The organism is Bosea sp. 29B (genome assembly GCF_902506165.1).
Taxonomy (GTDB): Bacteria; Pseudomonadota; Alphaproteobacteria; order Rhizobiales; family Beijerinckiaceae; genus Allobosea.
Window position 1 is genome coordinate 180,901 of record NZ_LR733817.1, and the last position, 21,845, is coordinate 202,745.

At 66.6% G+C, this 21,845-nt stretch carries 22 protein-coding genes; 6 read left to right on the plus strand and 16 right to left on the minus strand.

Annotated elements, in window-relative coordinates:
• Positions 1-579: a TlpA disulfide reductase family protein gene (locus GV161_RS00965; protein ID WP_159650088.1), complete on the minus strand. Its 579-nt coding sequence runs from the start codon at positions 577-579 to the stop codon at positions 1-3.
• Positions 580-693: 114 nt separating this feature from the next.
• Positions 694-1,896 (minus strand): MFS transporter, encoded by a 1,203-nt coding sequence (locus GV161_RS00970; RefSeq protein WP_159650089.1) that lies wholly within the window; start codon positions 1,894-1,896, stop codon positions 694-696.
• A gap of 236 nt (positions 1,897-2,132) precedes the next feature.
• On the opposite strand from GV161_RS00970, the gene fliJ reads away from it, so the two are divergent.
• Entirely contained in the window at positions 2,133-2,537 is a 405-nt protein-coding gene (gene fliJ / locus GV161_RS00975) for a flagellar export protein FliJ (protein WP_091839090.1), read from the plus strand.
• 12 nt (positions 2,538-2,549) lie between these two features.
• On the opposite strand, the gene GV161_RS00980 is transcribed toward fliJ, so the two are convergent.
• The 4 genes from GV161_RS00980 to GV161_RS00995 form a co-directional block, all read right to left on the minus strand.
• On the minus strand, positions 2,550-3,200 hold the full coding sequence (locus GV161_RS00980; protein WP_244623909.1) for a GNAT family N-acetyltransferase: 651 nt from the start codon (positions 3,198-3,200) through the stop codon (positions 2,550-2,552).
• Positions 3,201-3,221: 21 nt separating this feature from the next.
• The gene (locus GV161_RS00985; protein WP_159650090.1) at positions 3,222-3,905 is read right to left on the minus strand and encodes a TetR/AcrR family transcriptional regulator; all 684 of its coding nucleotides are present in this window, start codon (positions 3,903-3,905) and stop codon (positions 3,222-3,224) included.
• A 279-nt stretch (positions 3,906-4,184) separates the two neighbouring features.
• Positions 4,185-4,400, minus strand: a complete 216-nt coding sequence (locus tag GV161_RS00990; protein ID WP_152012264.1) for a hypothetical protein — start codon at positions 4,398-4,400, stop codon at positions 4,185-4,187.
• 57 nt (positions 4,401-4,457) lie between these two features.
• Positions 4,458-5,252, minus strand: coding sequence for an NAD(P)H-dependent oxidoreductase (locus GV161_RS00995; RefSeq protein WP_152012263.1), 795 nt, complete (start codon positions 5,250-5,252; stop codon positions 4,458-4,460).
• Positions 5,253-5,344: 92 nt separating this feature from the next.
• Here GV161_RS00995 and GV161_RS01000 point away from each other — a divergent pair, with 92 nt between their 5' ends.
• Complete coding sequence (locus GV161_RS01000; RefSeq protein ID WP_152012262.1) at positions 5,345-6,265, plus strand: LysR family transcriptional regulator; 921 nt, start codon at positions 5,345-5,347, stop codon at positions 6,263-6,265.
• 7 nt (positions 6,266-6,272) lie between these two features.
• On the opposite strand, the gene gpmI is transcribed toward GV161_RS01000, so the two are convergent.
• Entirely contained in the window at positions 6,273-7,787 is a 1,515-nt protein-coding gene (gene gpmI, locus GV161_RS01005; protein WP_152012261.1) for a 2,3-bisphosphoglycerate-independent phosphoglycerate mutase, read from the minus strand.
• A gap of 211 nt (positions 7,788-7,998) precedes the next feature.
• Between gpmI and GV161_RS01010 the strand changes: the two genes are divergently transcribed.
• Positions 7,999-8,742 carry a haloacid dehalogenase type II gene (locus GV161_RS01010; protein ID WP_152012260.1) on the plus strand — a complete coding sequence of 248 codons (744 nt, stop codon included), beginning with the start codon at positions 7,999-8,001 and terminating at the stop codon, positions 8,740-8,742.
• Positions 8,743-8,765: 23 nt separating this feature from the next.
• The gene (locus GV161_RS01015; protein WP_152012259.1) at positions 8,766-9,452 is read left to right on the plus strand and encodes a glutathione S-transferase N-terminal domain-containing protein; all 687 of its coding nucleotides are present in this window, start codon (positions 8,766-8,768) and stop codon (positions 9,450-9,452) included.
• A 51-nt stretch (positions 9,453-9,503) separates the two neighbouring features.
• Here the strand turns inward: GV161_RS01015 and GV161_RS01020 are convergent, their stop codons facing one another.
• On the minus strand, positions 9,504-10,271 hold the full coding sequence (locus GV161_RS01020) for a glucose 1-dehydrogenase (protein ID WP_152012258.1): 768 nt from the start codon (positions 10,269-10,271) through the stop codon (positions 9,504-9,506).
• A gap of 134 nt (positions 10,272-10,405) precedes the next feature.
• On the opposite strand from GV161_RS01020, the gene GV161_RS01025 reads away from it, so the two are divergent.
• Positions 10,406-11,440: an L-idonate 5-dehydrogenase gene (locus GV161_RS01025; RefSeq protein ID WP_152012257.1), complete on the plus strand. Its 1,035-nt coding sequence runs from the start codon at positions 10,406-10,408 to the stop codon at positions 11,438-11,440.
• A 99-nt stretch (positions 11,441-11,539) separates the two neighbouring features.
• Here GV161_RS01025 and GV161_RS01030 read toward each other — a convergent pair whose 3' ends face one another.
• A complete protein-coding gene (locus GV161_RS01030; protein ID WP_152012256.1) occupies positions 11,540-13,285 on the minus strand; it encodes a sensor domain-containing diguanylate cyclase in 1,746 nt (581 codons plus the stop codon).
• Positions 13,286-13,385: 100 nt separating this feature from the next.
• Complete coding sequence (locus tag GV161_RS01035; RefSeq protein WP_152012255.1) at positions 13,386-15,059, minus strand: formate--tetrahydrofolate ligase; 1,674 nt, start codon at positions 15,057-15,059, stop codon at positions 13,386-13,388.
• A gap of 335 nt (positions 15,060-15,394) precedes the next feature.
• On the opposite strand from GV161_RS01035, the gene GV161_RS01040 reads away from it, so the two are divergent.
• Positions 15,395-15,991, plus strand: a complete 597-nt coding sequence (locus GV161_RS01040) for an intradiol ring-cleavage dioxygenase (protein WP_152012254.1) — start codon at positions 15,395-15,397, stop codon at positions 15,989-15,991.
• 3 nt (positions 15,992-15,994) lie between these two features.
• Here GV161_RS01040 and GV161_RS01045 read toward each other — a convergent pair whose 3' ends face one another.
• The 6 genes from GV161_RS01045 to GV161_RS01070 form a co-directional block, all read right to left on the minus strand.
• Positions 15,995-17,980 (minus strand): hypothetical protein, encoded by a 1,986-nt coding sequence (locus tag GV161_RS01045; RefSeq protein WP_244623891.1) that lies wholly within the window; start codon positions 17,978-17,980, stop codon positions 15,995-15,997.
• A gap of 86 nt (positions 17,981-18,066) precedes the next feature.
• Positions 18,067-19,308, minus strand: coding sequence for a DUF6596 domain-containing protein (locus GV161_RS01050; protein ID WP_152012253.1), 1,242 nt, complete (start codon positions 19,306-19,308; stop codon positions 18,067-18,069).
• Complete coding sequence (locus GV161_RS01055) at positions 19,301-19,672, minus strand: YciI family protein (protein WP_152012252.1); 372 nt, start codon at positions 19,670-19,672, stop codon at positions 19,301-19,303. The genes GV161_RS01050 and GV161_RS01055 overlap by 8 nt, the downstream gene beginning before the upstream one ends.
• Before the next feature lie 110 nt (positions 19,673-19,782).
• Positions 19,783-20,196, minus strand: coding sequence for a low affinity iron permease family protein (locus GV161_RS01060; protein ID WP_152012251.1), 414 nt, complete (start codon positions 20,194-20,196; stop codon positions 19,783-19,785).
• Between the two features lie 75 nt (positions 20,197-20,271).
• On the minus strand, positions 20,272-21,396 hold the full coding sequence (locus GV161_RS01065; RefSeq protein ID WP_152012250.1) for an S-(hydroxymethyl)glutathione dehydrogenase/class III alcohol dehydrogenase: 1,125 nt from the start codon (positions 21,394-21,396) through the stop codon (positions 20,272-20,274).
• A 32-nt stretch (positions 21,397-21,428) separates the two neighbouring features.
• Positions 21,429-21,728: a metal/formaldehyde-sensitive transcriptional repressor gene (locus tag GV161_RS01070; RefSeq protein ID WP_152012249.1), complete on the minus strand. Its 300-nt coding sequence runs from the start codon at positions 21,726-21,728 to the stop codon at positions 21,429-21,431.
• Positions 21,729-21,845 lie beyond the last annotated feature (117 nt).

A 21,845-nucleotide genomic window follows, 5' to 3' on the forward strand; every position in this document is an offset into this window, starting at 1 on the left:
CTACAGCGTCCCGACATGGTCGAGCAGCGCCAGCGCCGCAGGTGAAGCCCAGTCCGCCTCGCCGAGCATGTAGCCGCGCACGCCGCCGCGCCGATCCGTAACGTAGATCACCGGCAATCCTTCAGCGGTCGACAATGGTTGCCCTGCCCCCGATCCGGCGATGACCTTGCCGCCGCGATCATGGAAGACCGGCAGTCGCTTGACGCCGACGCGCTTGAGATAATCCCGGACATGCGGAAGCTCGCGCTCGTCGGTGCTGATCGAGACGATCTCGACGTCTTGGGCCCGGAAATCGGCGAGTTGCCGCTCGAAGCGCGGCAAGGTGATTCGGCAGACCGGGCACCATGTCGCCCAGAGATAGATCAGGTTGACCTTGCCCGGCACCGGCCTTGCGATGGCGGGCCTGCCGTCGAGACCCTGCAGGGTGAGCGGCGCCATCGGCTCGACCGGATCGAGCTCGATGAACTGGTAGCGCGCCGTCCGGAATTGCGGCAGCCGCGCCTGCGCCAAACCCGGCCCTGCGAGCAATCCGAGCGAGGTCTGCAAAGCGAGGCGACGGGTCATCGAACGGGAAAGCATTTGATCTTGTGCTGGCACTCGTCTGGAAGGGTAGCGTGATAGGCTGGAGCGCGCTCCGCGCCCACGCACGATCGCGTCAATGGCGCAGCCAACCATGTCGCTTGCGAGGCGAGATCAACTCCGCAGCCGCCGAACCAGCGTGATCATGGCCAGCAGAGCAAGGCTCTGGATCGCAGCCGACACCATGAGCGTGCCGGATGCTCCCAATCGCTCGATCATCAGCGCGAACAGCAGCGGCGCGGCGGCGAAAGTCAGGTTCTGCGGCACGGTCAGGCGGCCGAGCATCTCACCGAAGCCTTTGCGGCCGAACAAGGAAAGCGGCAGGGTCGCACGCGCAACGGCGATCACGCCCATCGCGGCGTTGAACAGCATGACGAAGACGATCGCGACTGTGCTCGATCCCGGCGCCAGCGACAGCAGCAGGCAGGCTATCGGTCCAAATATGAGCCCCGCCAGCGCCACCTTCTCGACCGGAAGGCGCTCGCCCGCCACCGCGTCGACGGCTCGGGCCACCATCGTGGCCGGACCGCTCAGCGAAGCGATCATCACCGCGGTCGCGCCTGATATTCCCGCACCCTGCATCAACCCGATGATGTGCAGCGGCAGTCCCCAGGAGACGAGCCCGCTCGCCGAGAAGCTCAGCGCCAGCAGCCAGAAGATCGGCCGCCGCTGCCCGGGCGGCACCCTGCCCTGCTCCTCGACCGGCGCAGCGGCTGGGCCGGGGTCGGCCAATGGCTTGGCACGGTAGGCCGGGATCGCCAGATGGATCGGCAGCACGATCACGAGCTGGATCGCGGCGAACACGAGAAGGCAGGCTCGCCAGCCATAATCGGCGCTGAGCCAGGCGGCCAGCGGCCAGAACACGCTGGAGGCGAGCCCGGTCACCAGCATCATCAACCCGATGACACGGCGCGTACGCTCGCCCATCAATTGCGCCACCGTGACGTTGCCGGTGTTGGCAAGCTGCATCGCATGGCCGACGCCGATCACGAGCCAGGTCGCAAGATAGCTGATCGGCCCTTGCACCAGTGCCAGCAATGCCAGCCCCAGCGCCGAGATCAGCGCGCCCAGCGCCATGACCTGGCGCGTGCCGCGACGATCGAGATGGCGCCCGAGCAGGGGCGAGATCAACGCTCCGATCACCAGCAGGATAGTGATGCCGCCAAAAACAATTGTCGGGCTGAGGCCGATATCGCGCTCGAGATAGGCCGCCAGCACCGAGGGCGAGTAATAGATCGAGCCCCAGCCGATGATCCGCGTCAGGGCGAGGCCGGCCAGCAGCAGGCTGTGTTCGGGGAGGCGGCGCGAGGCGGGCAAGGACGTGTCCGGCGCGCCGGCATGCGCGCCCCTTGTTTTGATTCGCTTGAGATTAGCGCGTGCCGTGCTCCGCCGGCAGAGCACGGCACGCACCCTTCGCATGCATCGAAAGCGAACGATCCTGGTAAGGAACGATCAACCTCCTTGCCCCATTGTACTTTTCGTCTCGCGGAGTGTTCCGGCGGCGAGCCGAGGGGTCGGCGCACTGCCATGCGTAATCAGGAGTTCGGCACGACATGAAGTCGCGAGAGACCCTTTTGCGTCTCAAACGCTTCCAGGTGGACGAGAAGCGCCGCCGGGTAAGCCAGATTGAGATGATGATCGCGGAATTCAACCGTATGGCTGGAGATCTCGACCGAGAGATCCAGAATGAAGAGACGCGCGCCGGCATTTCCGATCCGGCCCATTTCGCCTATCCGACCTATGCCAAAGCGGCGCTCGGCCGTCGCGACAACCTGCGCCAGTCCGCCGACAACCTGCAGGGCCAGCTCGACGAGGCCAAGGGCGAACTGCAGGAAGCCTTCGAGGACATGAAGAAGGTCGAGATCCTCGACGATCGCGAGCGCGCCTCCGAGCGTGCCGCCGAGGCCGCCCGCGACCAGGCGATGATGGACTCGATCGGCCTGCGTACGCGGGCCTGAGGGCCAGCCCTCTTATTCGATCACCGGACAATGCGGGACGGCGCTGCGTGGCATCGCCCCGCCGAGGCGCGGATCGTCGACGACCTCGACCCCGCGCCTGAACGCCGAAAAACCTGAACGCTGGTAGAATTCGACTGCGCCCTGATGGTCGAGCGTGCAGGTGTGCACCCAGAAGCGGCCGATCGGCCTGCCCCAAGCGCGCTCCAGCGCCCGGTTCATCAGCCAGCGCCCTGCTCCCTTGCCGACGACGCTCTCGTCGAGGCCGAAGAAAGCAAGCTCGCCCTCGCCTTCCACCCGGAAATCGAGCTCGAGCAGGCCGACATCGCGCCCGCCGAAGCGGACCGCGAAGAACTCGACCAGCGGATCGGCCAGGATTGCCTGCAGCTCGGCCACCGGCTTCACCAGCCGGCTGAACCACATCCAGCGCTCGCCGAGCAGGCGATAGACGGCCAGATAGCGCGCCACGTCATCGCGCCCGATCTCCTCGAGCGAGAAGCCCTCGACACCTGGCGGGTCGGCCCGTCGCTCCGGCGCGGAAAACATCTCGAGCGAGGTCACGATCGCGGCGATCTTGCCGGCGGGCAGATCGGTGGTGCCGTTCAGGCTGATGGCGAAGGTCTCGGACATGGGCTTGGGCGCGGCTTCCTGCATCGGCAGCCGCATCGGCACGGCTGCACCCTTCTGCTACCGCTTGGCGCCAATTCCGTCGAGCAGGGTCGTGATGGCCAAAGCCGCGACTTGCTCGCTGCTGGCGCCGCTGGCCCGCATCCATTCCGGCACGCGGTTCAGCCCGCCGAGGAAATACGGCACCAGCAGCTGCAGATCCTGCCCATTCGCAGCTTCTCCACTGGCCACGCCGCCGGCGAAGAGATCGTGCCAGAGCTGGGCGTATTTCTCGCGCATCTTGCGGCTGCGCCGCTTGATGATCGGCGGCAGGTGCTCGTAGACGTGCATGTACTTCTGGTCCTTGCCGACCAGGCTCGAAACATGCACCCCGACCGCCGCGGACAGCCGGTCTACGAACGGAGCCTCCTTCGGCAGGCCGCGCATCGTCTCCGCCAGGCGAGCATAGAGCGTCTCGATGCCCTGGTTGAGGATTTCCTCGACGATCTCGTCCTTCGACCTGAAATGGTAATAGAGGCTGCCGGCCTTCATATCGACGAGCGCAGCCACCGCCCGCATTGTGCAGGCGTCATAGCCCTCTCGCACGATGATCTCCGCCGCCGCGTCGAGGATCTCGTCCCGCATCGTCCTTTGCTTCGTCGTCGCCGAACCGGCCGCCACCGGCTTTCCCGCATTGCGCGCTTTCATCCTGGATCCGCCCGTCCCCAGCATTCGCGACGACCCGCCCCCTTTCGGGTCGACCATGCGTCCATCCCGGAAGCGCATGATTGCCGTCACTACTTTCCCTTGCGCCGAGGATCAAGGTGACAACCTTTCCGTTCAAGCTGAAATTCCATAGTCATCGCGTAAATATTAAACCGAACGATAGTTTGATCTATCTTGCCGCGAGGATTTCCGGCCAGCTTTTCAGCGCCGAAATCCTCGCTGCGCGATCGCGTTCAGCGGAACGCCCTGAGCATGATGAATTGACCGCCGGAACAACGCCGGCGTTGCATGGGCCGCATAGCCGTGGGGCCCGACGCGTCAGCGCTTGCCGGCGACGTCCTCGCGCTGGTGCTTGCCTGCAGCCAGGCCGTCGGGGTCATCCGGCTCGTAAGGGGCATGTGGCCCGGTCGGGTGGGCGGAGCGGGGATTGGGGCCCGCCCGCCGCTGCTCAGGCGCGCCGGACTGGCCGGGGCGCGGTGCAGTCACGAAAGCAGCGGGGGTATCGGTCAGGCGATTCTCGCGCTTGTTCGACATGAGGCGATCCTCTCGGGGAGAGAACCGCCTCGTGCCTCATGAGTTCCACCGTGCAGGCTAGCCCGCCATGGCTGCGTCGACATGCAGCGCAAAGCCGCGCGCCTCCGGCTCGCCCAGCTCGGGTCGCAAGGTCATCGCCGGGATCAGGTAGTCGCCGAAATTCTGGCGGCGATAGCGGATCGGCGCAGTCGTCTCCAATGTCCGCATGCGCTCGCGCAGTTGCTCGGCTGCCCATTCGAAATCCGCCTCCTTAAAGCGATCGACCCGGTAGACGACGTGAGGCGGCAGCACCTCGTAGCCGGGATAGTAGAGGATGCCGTGATTGATCGGGAACAGCAGGTCCTCGATCGGCCCGTTGATGCCGCGCTGCGAGTAGTGCTCCTCCCAGCCGCCGGCGGTGACGAGCAGCATGGCCCGCTTGCCCGCCAGCGTGCCCTCGCCGAAGCGATTGCCCCAGCGCTTGTCGCTGTGCTCGCCGACGCCATAGGCGAAACCATAGGCAAAGACCCGGTCGACCCAGCCCTTGAGGATCGCCGGCATCGTGTACCACCACAGCGGAAACTGCAGGATCAGCGTGTCGGCCCAGAGCAGCTTCTCGATCTCGGCCTTGACGTCAGCGGTCAACGTACCCTCGCCGAAGGCCTGCTTCGAGGCGGCGCCGGCAGCGAAACGCTCACCGTCCGGCCAGCTCGGGAAATCGGCGCGATCGACCTCAGACTTCCAGCCTTCGGCGTAGAGATCACTGACGCGAACCTCATGGCCCCGGGCTTCCAGTTCGGCAACGGCGACATCGCGCAGCGCGCCATTGAGCGAGCGGCATTCGGGATGGGCGAAAACAAGCAGGACCTTCATGGCGGAGCCTTTCCGAGAGGATGAGGCTTTCCAGCTAGGCGCTGTTCCGCTTCTGCACTATAACGGCGCAATGGATATAATCATGCCGTTTCATGGATAAATCAGACATCACGCTGGAACGCATGCGCAGCTTCGTCCGTGTCGCCGAGCGCGGCAGCCTGTCGGCGGTGGCGCGCGAGCTCGGTCTCGGCCAATCCTCGGTGACGCGGCATCTCAACGAGCTGGAAGACGCGCTCGGCATCGCCCTGCTCAGCCGCACGACACGGCGGGTGACGCTGACCGAGGAAGGCAGCCGCTACTATCAGAATTGCCTCGCCATCCTGCGCCTGGTCGAGCAGGCCAGCGACGAGGCCCGCAGCGCCGGTGACGCCCCTGCCGGCACGGTGCGTCTCTCCTGCACCGCCTCTTTCGGTGTCCTGCATGTCACGCGGCTGCTCTTCGCCTTCCAGGATCGGCACCCTGGGATCGATATCGACCTCAGCCTCAGCGACGAGCGCATCGACCTCGTCCGCGAGGGCATCGACATCGCCATCCGCCTTGGCCCGCTCGCCGACAGCACGCTGAAGCTGCGACCTCTCGGCCGATCGCAAAGGCTGTTCGTCGCCGCGCCGCATTATCTGGCCCGGCATGGCATCCCGACCTCAGCGGACGAGCTCGCCAGGCATCAGGGCATCCGCATGACGAACGTCGCCGGCAGCGCCATGCTCGCCTTCGCGGGCAAAGCCGGAGAGCATTACAGCGTCCCGTTCGACGGGCGATTGCGGGTCGATCATGGCCTGGCCGTGCGCGAGGCGCTGCTCGCCGGCCGCGGCATCGCGCCCACCCATCGCTGGCTCGTCGACGATCTGCTTGCCTCCGGCCAGCTGGAGCCGATCCTGACCGATTACACCCTGCCGAGCGTGCCGCTCAGCATGCTGATCGTCCCGGAGCGGGCGGCCGTGGCCCGCGTCCGTCTGCTGATCGATTTCCTGGCAGCGGAGATCGCCACGCTCCCCGGCATGGCGCCGACCTGAAGCCTGCTCAGCGCAGCAGAGACTGGCCGGTCATCTCGGCCGGCTGCTCCAATCCGAGCAGCGCAAGCAGCGTCGGCGAGACATCGGCGAGACGCCCCTCTGCCAACCCCTTCGCCTGCCCGCCGATCAGCATCACCGGCACCGGAAAGGTGGTGTGGGCGGTGTGCGGATTGCCGGTGACGGGATCGACCATCAGCTCGGCATTGCCGTGATCGGCGGTGACCAGCAGCGCTCCGCCCTTGGCGAGGATCGCGTCGGCGATCTGGCCGAGACTGGTATCGATCGTCTCGACCGCCTTGATCGCCGCCGGGAGGACGCCGGTATGGCCGACCATGTCGGGATTGGCGAAGTTCAGCACGAAGAGGTCGTACTGCCCGCTCTCGACCGCGGCGACGACCTTGCCGGTCAGCTCCGGCGCCGACATCTCCGGCTGCAGATCATAGGTCGCGACCTTCGGCGAGGGCGTCATGCTGCGCTCCTCGCCCTCGAACGGCTCCTCGCGCCCGCCATTGAAGAAATAGGTGACGTGTGGGTACTTCTCGGTCTCGGCGAAGCGGATCTGCTTCAGGCCCGCCTTCGACACGGTCTCACCGAGCCCGTTGGCGAGGCTCTGCGGCGCAAACAGCGCCGGCATGATCGGATCGAGCTCGGAGCTGTAGGAGGTCATCCCGACCGCGCCGACGAGCTTGGGCATGCGTGGCCGCGGGAAGCCGCTGAATGCGGCGAAGAGCAGCGGCGCCAGGATCTCGCGGATGCGGTCGGCGCGGAAATTGAAGCTGAGCAGACCGTCGCCATCGGCCATGCCGCTGTAGCCGCCGATCACTGCCGGCTTGATGAACTCGTCGTTGATGGCAGCGGCATACGCCGCCTCGATCGCCGAGCCTGCGCTCGGCATCCGCTCGCCCTCGCCGAGCGCCAGCGCCTTCCAGGCGAGCTCGACGCGCTCCCAGCGATTGTCGCGATCCATCGCGTAATAGCGCCCGGACAGCGTCGCGACCTTGACCTCAGGCGGCAGTGCAGCTTCGAGCGCTGCGACATACTCGGCGGCCGAGCGTGGCGGCGTATCGCGGCCATCGGTAAAAACGTGGATCACCGCCGGCACGCCGGCAGCGACGACGAGCTTCGCCAGCGCCACCGCATGATCCTGATGGGCATGGACGCCGCCTGGCGAGACGAGGCCGAGGATATGGCAGGTGCCGCCGCTGGCCTTGAGCCTGCCGATCAGCCCGCTTTCATCGAGCGCCTGCTTCAACGTGCCGTCCGCGACCGCCTGGTTGATCCGCGGCAGGTCCTGCATCACCACGCGGCCGGCGCCCAGGTTGAGGTGGCCGACCTCGGAATTGCCCATCTGGCCCTCGGGCAGGCCGACATCGAGGCCGGAGGTGCGCAGGAAGGCGTGCGGCGAGAAAGCCCAGAATCGGTCGAAATTCGGCGTCTTCGCCAGCAGGACGGCGTTGTTGTCCTTGTCGTCGCGCCAGCCCCAGCCATCGAGGATCATCAGCATGACGGGGCGGCTGGACATGCGCGTATCCTGTGCATCTGCGAACAAGTGCTTGTGCGGATATCACGCTCCGCGCGACCAAGGCGAGCGCTATCATCCAGAGGAAAGTCATCCCGGCCAAGCCGCGACAGCGGCGCAGAGCCGGGATCCATTCCGGAACGGTTCAGGCATGGATCCCGGGTCTTCCTGCGGTCGCCCGGGATGGCGAAGCAGGGTGACGAAAGGAAACACCATGCCGATCAAGGCCGTCGTCTTCGATGCCTATGGAACCCTGTTCGACGTGCAGTCGGTCGCCGGCGTCACCGAGGATGCCTTTCCCGGCCATGGCGAGACCGTCACCCAGATCTGGCGGCTGAAGCAGCTCGAATACACCTGGCTGCGCGCCCTGATGGGCCGCTACGAGGACTTCTGGAGCGTGACGCAGGCCTCGCTCGACTTCACGCTCAAGACGCTCGGGCTGGAAGCCACGCCCGACCTCCTTTCCCGCATCGCCGCGGCCTATGATGCGCTGGCGCTCTATCCGGAGGCGCTGGCCGCGCTGCAGGGCCTTGCCCCGACCCGCCTCGCCATCTTCTCCAATGGCAGCCCGGCCATGCTGACCAATCTCACCAGGCAGGCCGGCATCGACGGCCTGCTGGAAACTGTGATCAGCGTCGACGAGATCAGGACCTACAAGCCCGACCCGCGCGGCTATCGCCTGGTCGAGGACCGGCTAGGGCTGGCGAAGGAACAGATCCTGTTCGTCTCCTCCAACGGCTTCGACATCGCCGGGGCCAAGGCCTACGGCATGACGGTCGCGCGCATCGAGCGTGTAACCTCGCAGGCCCTGCGCGACGAATTATCGGGCGCAGCGGTGATCGGGCCAAAGAGCCTGTTCAAGGCGCTGCGCATGCAGGAGGAGCAGCTCGGCGCGGGCGCCGATCTCACTATCTCGGCCCTGACCGAACTTATCCCCTACGTCGCCGCGCGCTGCTGAGCCTTCCACCCAGGAGACCATCGATGATCCGCTTCTATTACCACCCCTCGCCCAACCCGGCGAAGATCGCACTCTTCCTGGAGGAGGCCGGCCTGCCCTATGAGCTCATGCCGGTCGATACCCGCAAGGGCGACCAGTTCAAGCCCGACTTCCTCGCCATCAACCCGAACGGCAAGACCCCGGCCCTGACCGACGGCGACGTGAAGATATTCGACAGCAACGCCATCCTGCTCTACCTCGCCGAGAAGACCGGCAAGTTCCTGCCGCCGGACACGCCCGAGATGCGCGGCCAGATGCTGTCCTGGCTGATGTTCATCGCTACCGGCATCGGCCCCTATACCGGCCAGTCCGTCCACTTCTCGCGCATGGCTCCGGAAAAGGTGCCCTATGCGATCAATCGCTATGCCCGCGAGGCCGAGCGGCATTGGGGCCTGCTCGACGACCAGCTCGGCAAGCATCGCTACATGCTCGGCGACGACTACACATTGATCGACATGGCAGTCTGGGGCTGGGCGACGCGGGCGCAGTTCGCGCTCGGCGACGAGGCCTTCGCCAAGCTCACCAACGTCCGCCGCCATCTCGACGAGATCTCGGCCCGACCGGCGGCGCAGCGCGCCGTCGCGCTCAAGGACAAATTCACCTGGAAGACCGAGGTCGACGACGAGGCGCGGAAGATCCTCTTCCCGCAGAATGCGTTCTTGAAGGCTTAGGCCGGATCCGCCCTCATGCTCGGGTCAAGCCCGAGCATGAGGGCAGTTGGTTCACACCACCGCGGTCAAACCGCCATCGACCATCAGCAGGTGGCCGCTGACATAGTCGGAGGCTTCCGAGGACAGGAAGATCGCCGCGCCTGCCAGTTCCCTGGTCTCGCCCCAGCGGCCGACCGGGGCGCGGCTCTTGACCCAGTTCGAGAAGGTCTCGTCGGCGAGCAGCGCCTGGTTCAGCTCGGTGACGAAATAGCCCGGCCCGATCGCATTGACCTGGATGTTGTGCTTGCCGAGCTCGGCGGCGAGCCCCTGCGTCATCAGGCTGACCGCGCCCTTCGACGCGGTGTAGGGCACGATGCTCGGCCGGCCGAGCTTGCTCATCACCGAGCCGATATTGACGATCTTGCCGCGCCCGCGCGGGGCCATGCGCTTGGCGACCGCCTGGGTGACGTAGAACACCGAGTGCAGGTTCGTCGCCATCAGGAAGTGCCAGTCCTCGGCCGGGAACTCGACGAAGGCGCCGCGCTTCTGCGTGCCGGCATTGTTGACCAGAATGTCGATCGGCCCGATCTCGGCCTCGACCTTGGCGACGCCGGCCTCGACAGCCTTCTGGTCGGTGACGTCGAAGGCGGCGACGGAGGCCTTGTGGCCAGCCGCTGCGATGGCACTGCGTGCCTTCTCCAGCTTGCCGGCATCGCGTCCGTTCAGCACGACATGGGCACCGGCGGCAGCGAGGCCCTCGGCGATGGCAAGGCCGATGCCCTGGCCGGAACCGGTGACCAGCGCGATGCGCCTGTCGAGCTTGAACAGATTGAGCGACATCCTATCCTCCCGGTCCGTAGCGTGATCTTGCCGCTTGTGAGTGTCTCAAGGGTTGGGTAAGCGGTTTAAAACGATTAGACAACCGGCCAGACGTGCCGCAGCCGCATGGCTGCCGCCCTATCAGGAGTTCCGCCATGCGCGCCGTCGTGATCCATGCCGAGAAGGACCTGCGGGTAGAGGATGCAGCGGTGCCGGAGCTCGGCCCGCTCGGCGTCAAGGTCGCGATCAAGGCCGGCGGCATCTGCGGCTCCGATCTCCACTACTACCTCCATGGCGGTTTCGGCACGATCCGCGTGCGCGAGCCGCTGATCCTCGGTCACGAGATCGCCGGCATCGTCGAGGCGGTCGGCACCGAGGTCAGCCGGGTCAAGCCGGGCGATCTCGTCGCGGTCAACCCGAGCCGGGCCTGCGGCCGCTGCCGCTATTGCCAGGCGGGCCAGCAGCAGCACTGCCTCGACATGCTCTTCTATGGCAGCGCCATGCGCTTCCCCCATGTCCAGGGCGGCTTCCGCGAGATTCTGGTGATCGAGGAGCGCCAGGCGGTGAAGCTGCCGGCTCATGTCGGCGCGGCGCAGGCCGCCTTCGCAGAGCCGCTCGCCGTCTGCCTGCATGCGGTCAAGCGCGCCGGCGCGCTGCTGGGCAAGCGCGTCCTCGTCACCGGCTCCGGCCCGATCGGCGTGCTGACGGTGGTCGCGGCCCGCGCCGCCGGCGCCTCCGAGATCGTCGTCACCGACGTGGTCGACGGCCCGCTGCCGACCGCCCTCAAGATGGGCGCGACGACCACGATCAACGTCATGGCGCAGCCGGAGCGGCTGAAAGCCGATTACGGCGCCGAGAAGGGCGCCTTCGACGTGATGTTCGAATGCTCGGGCAACCAGCATGCGCTGACCGGCGCCTTCGATGCGCTGCGGCCTGGCGCGGTCATCGTCCAGATCGGCGTCGGCGGCAATTTCACCATTCCGATGAACGTCGTCGTCGCCAAGGAATTCGACCTGCGCGGTTCCTTCCGCTTCCACGAGGAGTTCGACTGGGCGGTCGAGCTGATCGCATCGGGCCGCATCGACCTCTCGCCGCTGCTCACCGCCTCGATCCCGATCGAGCGCGCCGTCGAGGCCTTCGACCTCGCTGCCGACAAGTCGAAGGCGATGAAGGTGCAGTTGACGTTCTGAGGAAGACCGTCATGCTCGGGCTCGACCCGAGCATCTCTGAATCCAGCTACTCGTCATGAGATTCTCGGGTCTGCGCTTCGCTCCGCCCGAGAATGACGCCTACCCAACCTGCCGCAACATCGCACCCGTCTCATCAATCGCGACGCCGTCGCGGCCGCCGTGCTTGACGCGGTAGAGTCCCGCATCGGCGCGAGCGGCAGCATCGGTCAGGCTGTCCTCGGGCAGCGCCATGGCCGCCCCCAGGCTCGCCGTCATCGGCACCGCTTGCCCGTCGCTGAGCACGATCGGTGCCTCGCGCAGCAGCGCCGCGATCTTGTTCGCGATCACCGCCAGCGACCGCGCCGTGCAGTCGCTGATCAGCAGGATAAACTCGTCGCCGCCCCAGCGCGCGCAGGCGTCGTAGCTGCGCAGGGCCGGAAGCATCCGGCGCACGCAGGCGACCAGCACCTCGTCGCCGGCGCGGTGACCATAATCGTCATTGACGAGCTTGAAGCGGTCGAGATCGACGATGATCAGGCCACAGGCCGTGCCGTTGCGCTGCGCCCGGTTCTGCTCACGCGCAAAGGCCTCCTCGAAGCCGCGACGGTTCAGCACCGACGTCAGCGGATCGTGCTGCGCCAGCTCTTCCAGTTTCTGCGTGCGCTCGCGCACCATCGCCTCGAGCCGGCCGGTATTGTCGCCGACGGCCTGGGCCATCTCGTTGAAAGCGCGCGACAGCCGGGCGATCTCATCATTGCCGTCTTCCTTGGCGACGGCGGTGAAGTCGCCGGCGCGGACTCTGGTGACGCCCTGCTCGACCCATGCCAGCCGGTCGAGCACCTTGCGCTTGAACAGGAAGGTCATCAGCCCGGCCACGGCAACGAGGATCGCCACCATCAGCCCGGCGATCGGTGCGAACAGCTTGCGGTCGATAATGGCGTCGACATCCATCACCGTGACGTTGAACCAGCCGAGCCGGTCGAGGAAGCCGACGCCGACCAGCACCTCGTGCCCGTCCATCTGCATGAAGCGGGAGAGCACCAGAGCCTCGCCCTTGGCGACACGCTGCATCATCTCGGCGAGTGCCTTGCGGTCGCCCTCCTCGTCGAGCAAGCGGAAGATCGTCTTCTTCGCCGTGGCGTCCTTGGTCAGGCTGTGGAAGTCGACGACGCGCGGATCGCGATGCGCCTGCACCGCGCCCTGCAGGTCGACGAACATGCTCTGCACGCCGGTCTGCGGGAACTCGACGACCTCCTTGATGAACTGGGTCAGGTCGACGCCGGTGCCGATCAGGCCGAGGACCTTGCCATCCTTCTGGATGATGCAGTTGATCCAGACCTTGGTGACCGACAGCACCTCATCGCGATTGACATTGAGATGGCAGCCCTTGCCGAGCGCGCGGGTCTTGAAATACCAGACGTCCTGGGGAGCGTCCGGCGAGACCGTGTAGCGCAGCCGGTTGCGCTCGTAGGTGTTGTCCTTGTCGTTGAAATAATAGTGGCCGCTCTTGTCGACGACAGCGAAATAGCTGCGGTCGGTGAAGGAGAGCCGGTAGTGCTCGAGCTCGGCGAGACCGCGCTTGGCCTTCTCCGGATCGGTCTCGTCCTGCGCCCATTCGACGATCACCGGGGCGCGAGCCACCGTCTCGGCCAGCGAGACCTCGCGCATCAGCGCTTCCAGCCCGCGATAGCGATCGAACAGGATCTGCTTCTCGGCGAAGAGCGTGCCGAGCTTCACCACCGTGCCGTTGACGATCCAGAGGAAGATGCCGGACGCCGGCACCGCGATCGCGACGAGTGTCGCCAGGACGAGCACGAGCACGCGCGCCTTCAGGCCCGAATTGGTCCAGGCGGTCAGCAAACTCATCTCGTCGGCATCTCCCGCGCTTTCCGACATGCTCGGAATCGCACGGGACGCATGGTGGCCGCGATATGGTTTACACTTCGTTGACGAATGTGGCGGGCGACTAGAACAGCCCCTCGATCTGGCCATGCGCGTCGATATAGATCCGCTCCGCCGCCGGCTGCCGCGGCAGGCCGGGCATGGTCATGATATCCCCGCAGATCGCGACGACGAAGCCGGCGCCGGCCGAGAGCCGAAGCTCGCGCACCGGCACGGTGTGGCCCGAGGGCGCCCCGCGCAAGGTCGGATCGGCCGAGAAGGAATACTGCGTCTTGGCAACGCAGACCGGCAGGTTGCCATATCCGGCCGCCTCCAGCTCGGCGAAGCGGGCGGTCACTTTGGCGTCCATCGAGATGCCGGCCGCACCATAGATTTCACGCGCGATCGTCTCGAGCTTCTGGCGCAGCGGCATCGCGTCGGGATAGAGCGGCGCGAAATCCGCTTCGCCACCGTCGGTCAGCGCCGCGACCTTGGTCGCGAGTTCGGCGGTGCCCGCCCCTCCTTCAGCCCAATGCCGGCAGATCACCGCCTCGACGCCGAGATGATTGCGGCAATAGTGCTGGATCAGCGCATGCTCAGCCGGCGTGTCGCTGGTAAAATGGTTGATCGCGACGATCGCCGGCACGCCGAACTTTCTGATGTTCTCGACATGACGGGCGAGGTTGGACAGGCCCGCCTCCAGCGCTTTCAGGTTCTCGGTGCCGAGCATGTCGCGGGCGACACCGCCATGCATCTTCAGCGCCCGCACGGTCGCGACCACCACCGCGACATCCGGCTTCAGCCCGGCCTTGCGGCACTTGATGTCGAAGAACTTCTCGGCCCCGAGATCGGCGCCGAAGCCGGCCTCGGTCACGACATAGTCGGCCAGCTTCAGCGCGGCGCGCGTCGCGATCACCGAATTGCAGCCATGGGCGATATTGGCGAAGGGCCCGCCATGGACGAAGGCCGGCGTGCCCTCCAGCGTCTGCACCAGGTTCGGCATCAGCGCATCGCGCAGCAGCACGGTCATCGCGCCCTGGGCATTGAGCTCGGCCGCGGTGACCGGGCGCTTGCTGCGGGTGCGGCCGATGACGATGCGGCCGAGCCGCTCCTCCAGATCGGCAAGGTCCTTGGCGAGGCAGAAGATCGCCATCACCTCGGAGGCGACGGTGATGTCGAAGCCGTCCTCGCGCGGGAAGCCGTTGGTCGCGCCGCCGAGCGAGGAGACGATCGAGCGCAGCGCCCGGTCGTTCATGTCGACCACGCGCCGCCAGGCGACATGACGCTCGTCGAGATCGAGCCCATTGCCCCAGTAGACATGGTTGTCGAGCATCGCCGCCAGCAGATTGTGGGCGCTCGTGATGGCGTGGAAATCGCCGGTGAAATGCAGGTTGATCTGCTCCATCGGCACGACCTGGGCATAGCCGCCGCCGGCCGCCCCGCCCTTCTGCCCGAAGCAGGGGCCGAGCGAGGGTTCGCGCAGCGCGATCATGGTGCGCTTGCCCAAGCGCTTCAACCCGTCGCCGAGGCCGACCGTCGTCGTGGTCTTGCCCTCGCCGGCCGGCGTCGGGCTGATCGCCGTGACGAGGATGAGCTTGCCGTCCGGCTTCTCGGCGAAATCGGGAATAGCGCCGGTATCGACCTTGGCGATGTATTTGCCATAGGGGTGCAGAGCCGCATCAGGGATGCCGGCCGCCTCGGCGATCGTGCCGATGGGCTGAAGCGTCGCCGCGCGGGCGATCTCGATATCGGTCGACATCTCGTCCCTCATCGTCTCGTCGGATGGAACGCCTCTGCCGGCCAATTCCTCGCGGGGCGGACTACAGCATCGGACCGAAAAGTGGAATCCACTTTTCGGAAGAATCCGATGCGACAACAGTGCGATAGATCATCGTGACCGCGTCCACTCGGACGCGCGATGATCTATGCCGAAAAGCGCCGGCAATCGCCAGCGCCCGGGCACATGGGCGCAATGTGCCCACAGAAGACTTCACGCCCTCCCCGCCATCACAGTTCGGCGAGGCCTCGCCTCTGCCCGAAATCCGACATCGCCGGCATGGCAAGAATGGCGATGCAAGGTGCAAGGGAGACGCCATGACGGACGGTCCAAGTCGCCGCGACCTGCTCGCACGCCTCTCGGCGGCGGGCTTCGCAAGCCTCGCCCTCCCGGCCGAGGCGTTGGCACAGGGCGCTGAGCTCCTGGCGACGCCGGCCTGCGCAGGACACGCCAACGCAACCCCGCGCCAGACCGAAGGCCCCTATTTCACGCCATCCTCGCCGCAACGCGCCGATCTGCGCAGCGATGGTGACGGCACGCTGCTGGTGCTGAGCGGCTTCGTGCTGACCCGGCAATGCCGGCCGCTCCCCGGCGCCCTGCTCGATTTCTGGCACGCCGATACGTCCGGCCAATATGACAATCGCGGCTTCCGCTTCCGCGGCCATCTCTTCGCCGACCGGCAGGGGCGCTACCAGCTCGTCACCCGCACGCCGGGGCTCTATACCGGCCGCACCCGCCATCTCCATGTGAAGGTGCGAGCAGGCGGCCAGAGCCCGATCCTCACCACCCAACTCTATTTCCCCGACGAGCCCGGCAATCGCCGCGACGGCCTGTTCGACCAGAAGCTGCTCATGAGTCTGCGTCCGGCCGAAGGCGGCCAGCTTGGCCGCTTCGATTTCGTTCTGGCAGGCTGAAGGCTATAGCCGCACTTGCGGATCTGGGTGGCCGTCGATCCGCATCTGGAACAGGAAATAGGTCGGCGAGCAGAAGCCGTAATCCCTGACCGTCGTGGTCGCGCCCGGCACGTCGTCCGGGATCGCCTGACACATATAGTCCTCGCGGCAGAAACTGGTGGCGCTGCAGGTGCCACGATTGCCACGCGTCACCGCCTTCGACAGGCAGTCGTCGAAACGGTTGGTCGCGACGCAGTCGTCGAAGGCCTTGCCACCGGCGAGCCCGCAAATCTCATCCGGTACCTTGCCATTGGCGAAGCCCTCGAAGGTCCTGTCGCCCGGGGTGCACTGGCGATAAGCCATCCCGGCGGGAACGCCAATCTTGGCAGGTCGGCAGTTGAAGGCGGTCTGCGAGAAGCCCGTTGCGAAGGCGCCGAACTGCCCAGTCTTGCGGTAGCGGTCGAGATAGGGCCTGCCGACGGCGGTGGTGATCACACCCGTCAGGCAGGGCTGGCCGGAGAAGTTGCGGGCCTCCTCCAGCCTGACGCATTGGCCGAACTCGATCCCGACCGCCTTGCTCTCGACCAGCGGCTTGCAGGCCGAGCCCGCTGCGCAGCCCCAGCCCTCGCCGAAGGCTTTCGCACTCTCGCCCGTCAGGCAGGGCATGGTCAGCGCCGCCTGCCGATACGCGAAGCTCCGGCCCGCCTGCCAGGTTGCCGGCGGCGCGAAAGACGGTGGGCGATAACGCTCCGGCTCGGAGCCGTCGGCGACCGCTGCGACATAGGCCGCGCGGCGAAAACCTTCCGCGTAGAAGTGCGGCGAGATGCCGGTCTTGATCCGGTTCAGCGCCGAGGTCGAGCCGTCGTCGAGCCCGAACATGTGGAAGCCGGCGGTGGCGCCGGCCTGATGGCAGCCCATGCAGGAGCCGTTGTCGAGCCGCTCCAGCAGCGCCTTCTCGTTGCGCACGAACCGGGTGGCGCGAAAATCGAGCCCTGTCAGCGCGCTCGCCGGAACGGCCTCGGTGAAGGGGTGATTGGCCAGCCGGGCGCTGCCGAAGGTCGAGTAGGAGATCGCTTTCGTCGCCAGGAAGCGCTCAGGAATCTGATAGACGCCCCGGTCGATCGCCGGGAGATTGGTCCGGACGTAGTCGATCAGCTCCTGTCGGAGCGCGGCATCGCTCTTCAGCCTTGCCACATCCGGCGTGTTCTCAAGCGGCTTGGGCTTGAGCGTGAGGCCGCCTTCGCCTTTGGAGGCCGCAAAGATGCGCTGCAGATAGGCCGCCTGCCCGCCGAACTCGGTCTCCATCCCGGACGGGAAACGCACGATCTGGGCGTTGAGCTCGACTTGCTTGAGGCTGATCCGCTGCTTCGAAAGCGGCCCGCTGGCGAGTTGCCGCGCCAGCGCGGCCGGGTCGCCGCCGGGCGCGATCTGCCAGGCCTGCGCGGCCTCACGGCAGGAGCCACCCCCTCCCGCCTTGACGCTGAAGACGGCGTTGAGTGTGAACGGCAAGCGCGAGGCCAGCCGGCGCTTCAGCTTCGCATCGTCGAAGGCATAGGCGAGCCGGTAGATCAGGCGCACCTCGCCGCAGCTGCTCTCCCCTAACAGCGCCGCGAAGTCCTGCCGGTCGAGCCGGTTGACCACGGCGGCCAACTGGAAGCGCGCGATCGGCGAGCGCAGCCAGCGCAGGTCGATCACCCGCCCGACATTGCCGTCGGTGACCTCGTAGAGCCGGCGGCCATTGACCAGCATCTCGGCGCGCAGCGCCGTGACGTCCTCGCCGACCTGGCCAGCAATGGTCCGAAAAGCCGAACTGTCGCGGGCGAGATCGGCCGTGCTTCCAGCCCGGCCACTGCCAAGCACATCGGATAGCGCATAGCCGGTTGCTTCAAGGCGCCGCAGCGTGGCGACATCCTGGACATCGAGCAGCGGCTCGGCCGCGCCGGCGGACGCGCTCGCAACGACACAGGCCAGCATCGCCAGACTAAGCCTGCGCCGACCAGCCCCCCGCATGGCGTCCGTCTCCGGCAGATTCGCGCCGCATTGCGCAAGGGAAGGATAGCGCCACGCCCGCCAGCGTCCAGCGGCGCCGATGGCAGCTAGCTGCCGGCGCGCTCCTGCGCCTTTTGCAGAAAGCTGCGCACGGCCGGATCCTCGGCAAGGCCGATGGCTCGGCTATAGGCTTCCCGCGCCGCAGCAGCCTTGCCGGCTCGAACCAGCAGATGCGCCTTCAGCGCCCAATAGGGCTGGTAGCCGGCAGCCTGCACCTCCGGCAATTCGGCCAGCAGTAGCAGCCCGCGCTGCGGCCCGAATGCCTCGGCGAAGGCGGCGGCGCGGCCAGTCAGCGCTCCGAGCGTCGGCGCGAGTTGCACAAGGCCTTCATAGAGCTGCGCCAGCGCATGCCAGTCGGTCCGGCCGGTGCGGGCGCGACCAGCATGGACCGACTGGATCGCCGCCTCCAGCTGAAACGGGCCCAGGCGCCCCAGACGCGAGGCGGCGGCCAGTTCACGCTCGGCCTCAGCGATCAACTCACCCGACCACAGGTGCGTATCCTGCTCGGACAGCGCCACGAAGGCGCCTTGCGCATCGCGTCTTGCCGCATGGCGGGCCTCGCAATGCAGGATGAGCGCGAGCAGGCCCCGCGCTTCCGGTTCGGCGGGCAAGAGACTCGTGACCAGCCGCGCCAGGAAGATCGCCTCCTCGGTCAAGCCCTGGCGCTTGCGATCAGCGCCCGCGACATCCTCCCAGCCGCTGCCATAGGCGGCGTAGATCGCCTGCAGCACGCAATGCAGCCGCTCCGGCAGTTCCGCCTGCTCCGGCACGGCGAAGACGAGCCCGGCATTACGTATCCCCGCCTTGGCGCGGACGAGCCGCTGGCCGAGCGCGGCCGGCGAGGTCAGGAAAGCGGCGGCGATGCGCGCGGCATCGAGGCCGAGCACGGTCTGCAGCATCAGCGCCGGCCGCACCGCGGCATCGATCTGCGGATGGGCACAGATGAAGAGCAGCTTCAGGCGCTCATCCGGGAACAGGCTCGCCCCCGCGGCCTCGTCCGCTTCGGCTAGCAGCGCCAGCGTCGGCGCCGCGTCAAAGCGCACGCGGCCGCGGCGGACGCCGTCGATCAGGGCGTTGCGGGCGCTGGCGAGCAGCCAGGCCTCCGGCCGGGCCGGCACGCCCGCTGCCGGCCAGTGCTCGATGGCGGAGCGGAAGGCATCGGCGAGCGCATCCTCGATCGCGGCAAGGTCCCGCCATTGCCGGGCAAGCGTGGCGAGGAGCCGCCCATAGGAGCTGCGGGCGGCATGCTCGGCTGCCGCCCGCGCTTCGTCCGGTCGCCGCTCAGGCAAACTCGGCCGTCCCCGGCACGATCAGGATCGGCCTGATCTCGACCGAGCCCTGGCTCGCCGCCGGGCTGCGCGCCGCCCAGTCGAGCGCGACGTCGAGATCGTCGACCTCCAGCACATAGTAGCCGCCGAGCTGTTCCTTGGTATCGGGATAGGGCCCGTCCTGGACTTGCCGCTGGCCGTTGCGAACGCGGACCATCGTCGCGGTCTGCGGCGGCTGCAGGCCGCGGCCGCCGACGATGATGCCCGCCTGGTTGAGCGCCTCGATATAGGCCGTCCACGAGCCCCAATAGGCCTGGGCCCGTTCGGGATCGTTGCGCGGATGAGTGTCCTCCGTGCCTTCACGAAAGATCAGCATGTACTGCATGGCATGGCTCCTCACGGCCCGCGGCCGCTGCGGGAGGAAGGACCGATTTCCCTCTTCCGCAACCTCGACGCGCGACGAGCCGTGATTTCGACAGGCTCAGCGAAAAAATCTCAAGCCGAACTGCTCTTCTCGCGAGCGGCTCGCGCCTTGCGCGCCAGCTCCTCGAACTCGGCCCGCATCTCCTCGAGCTTGTCCTCGTCGAGCTCCTCGAGATCGAGCAGCTCCTCGCGCGCGCCTTCGAGCTTGTTGATCAGCTCGTCGAGCTTGATCTGCATCGCCGCCGTATCGCGGTTCTGGCTGTTCTGGATGATGAACACCATCAGGAAGGTGACGATCGTCGTCGAGGTGTTGATCACCAGTTGCCAGGTGTCGTTGAAGCCAAAGAACGGACCCGACACAGCCCAGACGACGATGATGGCGAGCGCGACGAAGAAGGTCTGCGGCTTGCCTGCCCAATGCGCCGTCGCTTGCGACAGGCGGGTGAAGACGGAGCGGCTGTTCCCTGCTGCGATATTGATTGCCATGATTGCCCTCCGGATGCACCTGCACCGATCAACCCCGATCGCGTGCAGGCGTTCCCGGAGGACGAGGTCGCTGCCTCAGTAAACGACGACCGAGCGGATCGACTTGCCCTCGTGCATCAGGTCGAAGCCATGATTGATCTCGTCGAGCGAGAGCTTGTGGGTGATCAGGTCGTCGATGTTGATCTTGCCCTCCATGTACCAGTCGACGATCTTCGGCACGTCGGTGCGCCCGCGCGCGCCGCCGAAGGCCGTGCCCTTCCAGACCCGGCCCGTGACCAGCTGGAACGGCCGGGTGGCGATCTCCTTGCCGGCCTCGGCGACGCCGATGATGATCGACTCGCCCCAGCCGCGATGGCAGCACTCCAGCGCCTGGCGCATCACATTGGTGTTGCCGGTGGCGTCGAAGGAGAAGTCGGCGCCGCCGCCGGTCAGGTCGACGATCGCCTGCACCACCTTGTCGTTGCCGATCTCGGCCGGGTTGATGAAGTCGGTCATGCCGAACTTCTCGGCCATGGCGCGCTTGGCCGGGTTGATGTCGACGCCGATGATCTTGTCAGCCCCGACCATGCGGGCGCCCTGGATAACGTTGAGGCCGATGCCGCCGAGCCCGAAGACGACGACATTTGCGCCGGGCCAAACCTTGGCGGTGTAGATCACCGCGCCGATCCCGGTGGTCACGCCGCAGCCGATATAGCAGATCTTGTCGAAGGGCGCGTCCTCGCGGACCTTGGCGAGCGCGATCTCCGGCAGCACCGTGAAGTTCGCGAAGGTCGAGCAGCCCATATAATGGAAGATCGTTCCGTCGCTTTGGCCGCCATCGCAGGAGAAGCGGCTCGTGCCATCGGGCATCAGTCCCTGCCCCTGTGTCGCCCGGATCGAGGTGCAGAGATTGGTCCGGCGCGACAGGCAGGACTTACAGCTGCGGCATTCCGGCGTGTAGAGCGGGATGACATGGTCGCCAGGCTTTAGCGTCGTCACCCCGGCACCGACCTCGCGCACGATGCCGGCGCCCTCATGGCCGAGGATCGCCGGGAACTTGCCCTCGGAATCCAGGCCCGACAGCGTATAGGCGTCGGTATGGCAGATGCCGGTCGCCATCACCTCGACCAGCACCTCGCCGGCCTTCGGCCCGCCAATCTCGATGGTCTCGATCGTCAGCGGCTTGCCGGCCTCCCAGGCCACGGCGGCACGTGTCTTCATCTCAGCATCCTCCTCCAGTGCGTCGCCCGCGCCTATTTCAGATAGGTGCGCAGCATCCGTATGATTCCGTCGAGCTCGGCTTCGGGTTCGAAACCGGCCTCGTCCTCGCCGCGGCGTCCGTTTCCCAGCGCAAGGCCGAAGGTCTCGCGCAGATGGCTTTCCAGAACCTCGGCCATCAACCCGTTGGCAGCCCCGCGCAAAGCGGCGATCTGCTGCAGAAGCGCACTGCAATCCACACCCGACTCGACCGCGCGTTCGAGCGCCTCCGCCTGGCCCTTGATGCGGCGCAGGCGAGTGACGGCACGTTTCTTCTCGTCGGGGCTATGCGGCATGGCGCTTCATGCCATACGGCTAGGATACTCCATGGGAGTATGTCAACCGCCAGCATGACTCCAAAACAAAAGCCGCGCGAGCATGGCTCGCGCGGCCTCTTTTTCCGAATGGTCGGA

Bases quoted from the DNA above. Each gene is read 5' to 3' on its own strand.
- GV161_RS01035 (WP_152012255.1), bottom strand. From the start codon at position 15,059: ATGTCGACCGATATCGAGATCGCCCGCGCGGCGACGCTTCAGCCCATC.
- GV161_RS01045 (WP_244623891.1), bottom strand. From the start codon at position 17,980: ATGCGGGGGGCTGGTCGGCGCAGGCTTAGTCTGGCGATGCTGGCCTGT.
- GV161_RS00985 (WP_159650090.1), bottom strand. From the start codon at position 3,905: ATGGTCGACCCGAAAGGGGGCGGGTCGTCGCGAATGCTGGGGACGGGC.
- GV161_RS00980 (WP_244623909.1), bottom strand. From the start codon at position 3,200: ATGCGGCTGCCGATGCAGGAAGCCGCGCCCAAGCCCATGTCCGAGACC.
- GV161_RS01010 (WP_152012260.1), top strand. From the start codon at position 7,999: ATGCCGATCAAGGCCGTCGTCTTCGATGCCTATGGAACCCTGTTCGAC.
- GV161_RS00990 (WP_152012264.1), bottom strand. From the start codon at position 4,400: ATGTCGAACAAGCGCGAGAATCGCCTGACCGATACCCCCGCTGCTTTC.
- gpmI (WP_152012261.1), bottom strand. From the start codon at position 7,787: ATGTCCAGCCGCCCCGTCATGCTGATGATCCTCGATGGCTGGGGCTGG.
- GV161_RS01030 (WP_152012256.1), bottom strand. From the start codon at position 13,285: ATGAGTTTGCTGACCGCCTGGACCAATTCGGGCCTGAAGGCGCGCGTG.
- GV161_RS01000 (WP_152012262.1), top strand. From the start codon at position 5,345: ATGGATAAATCAGACATCACGCTGGAACGCATGCGCAGCTTCGTCCGT.
- GV161_RS01065 (WP_152012250.1), bottom strand. From the start codon at position 21,396: ATGAAGACACGTGCCGCCGTGGCCTGGGAGGCCGGCAAGCCGCTGACG.
- fliJ (WP_091839090.1), top strand. From the start codon at position 2,133: ATGAAGTCGCGAGAGACCCTTTTGCGTCTCAAACGCTTCCAGGTGGAC.
- GV161_RS01040 (WP_152012254.1), top strand. From the start codon at position 15,395: ATGACGGACGGTCCAAGTCGCCGCGACCTGCTCGCACGCCTCTCGGCG.
- GV161_RS01055 (WP_152012252.1), bottom strand. From the start codon at position 19,672: ATGCAGTACATGCTGATCTTTCGTGAAGGCACGGAGGACACTCATCCG.
- GV161_RS01020 (WP_152012258.1), bottom strand. From the start codon at position 10,271: ATGTCGCTCAATCTGTTCAAGCTCGACAGGCGCATCGCGCTGGTCACC.
- GV161_RS01015 (WP_152012259.1), top strand. From the start codon at position 8,766: ATGATCCGCTTCTATTACCACCCCTCGCCCAACCCGGCGAAGATCGCA.
- GV161_RS00995 (WP_152012263.1), bottom strand. From the start codon at position 5,252: ATGAAGGTCCTGCTTGTTTTCGCCCATCCCGAATGCCGCTCGCTCAAT.
- GV161_RS01025 (WP_152012257.1), top strand. From the start codon at position 10,406: ATGCGCGCCGTCGTGATCCATGCCGAGAAGGACCTGCGGGTAGAGGAT.
- GV161_RS01060 (WP_152012251.1), bottom strand. From the start codon at position 20,196: ATGGCAATCAATATCGCAGCAGGGAACAGCCGCTCCGTCTTCACCCGC.
- GV161_RS00965 (WP_159650088.1), bottom strand. From the start codon at position 579: ATGCTTTCCCGTTCGATGACCCGTCGCCTCGCTTTGCAGACCTCGCTC.
- GV161_RS01070 (WP_152012249.1), bottom strand. From the start codon at position 21,728: ATGCCGCATAGCCCCGACGAGAAGAAACGTGCCGTCACTCGCCTGCGC.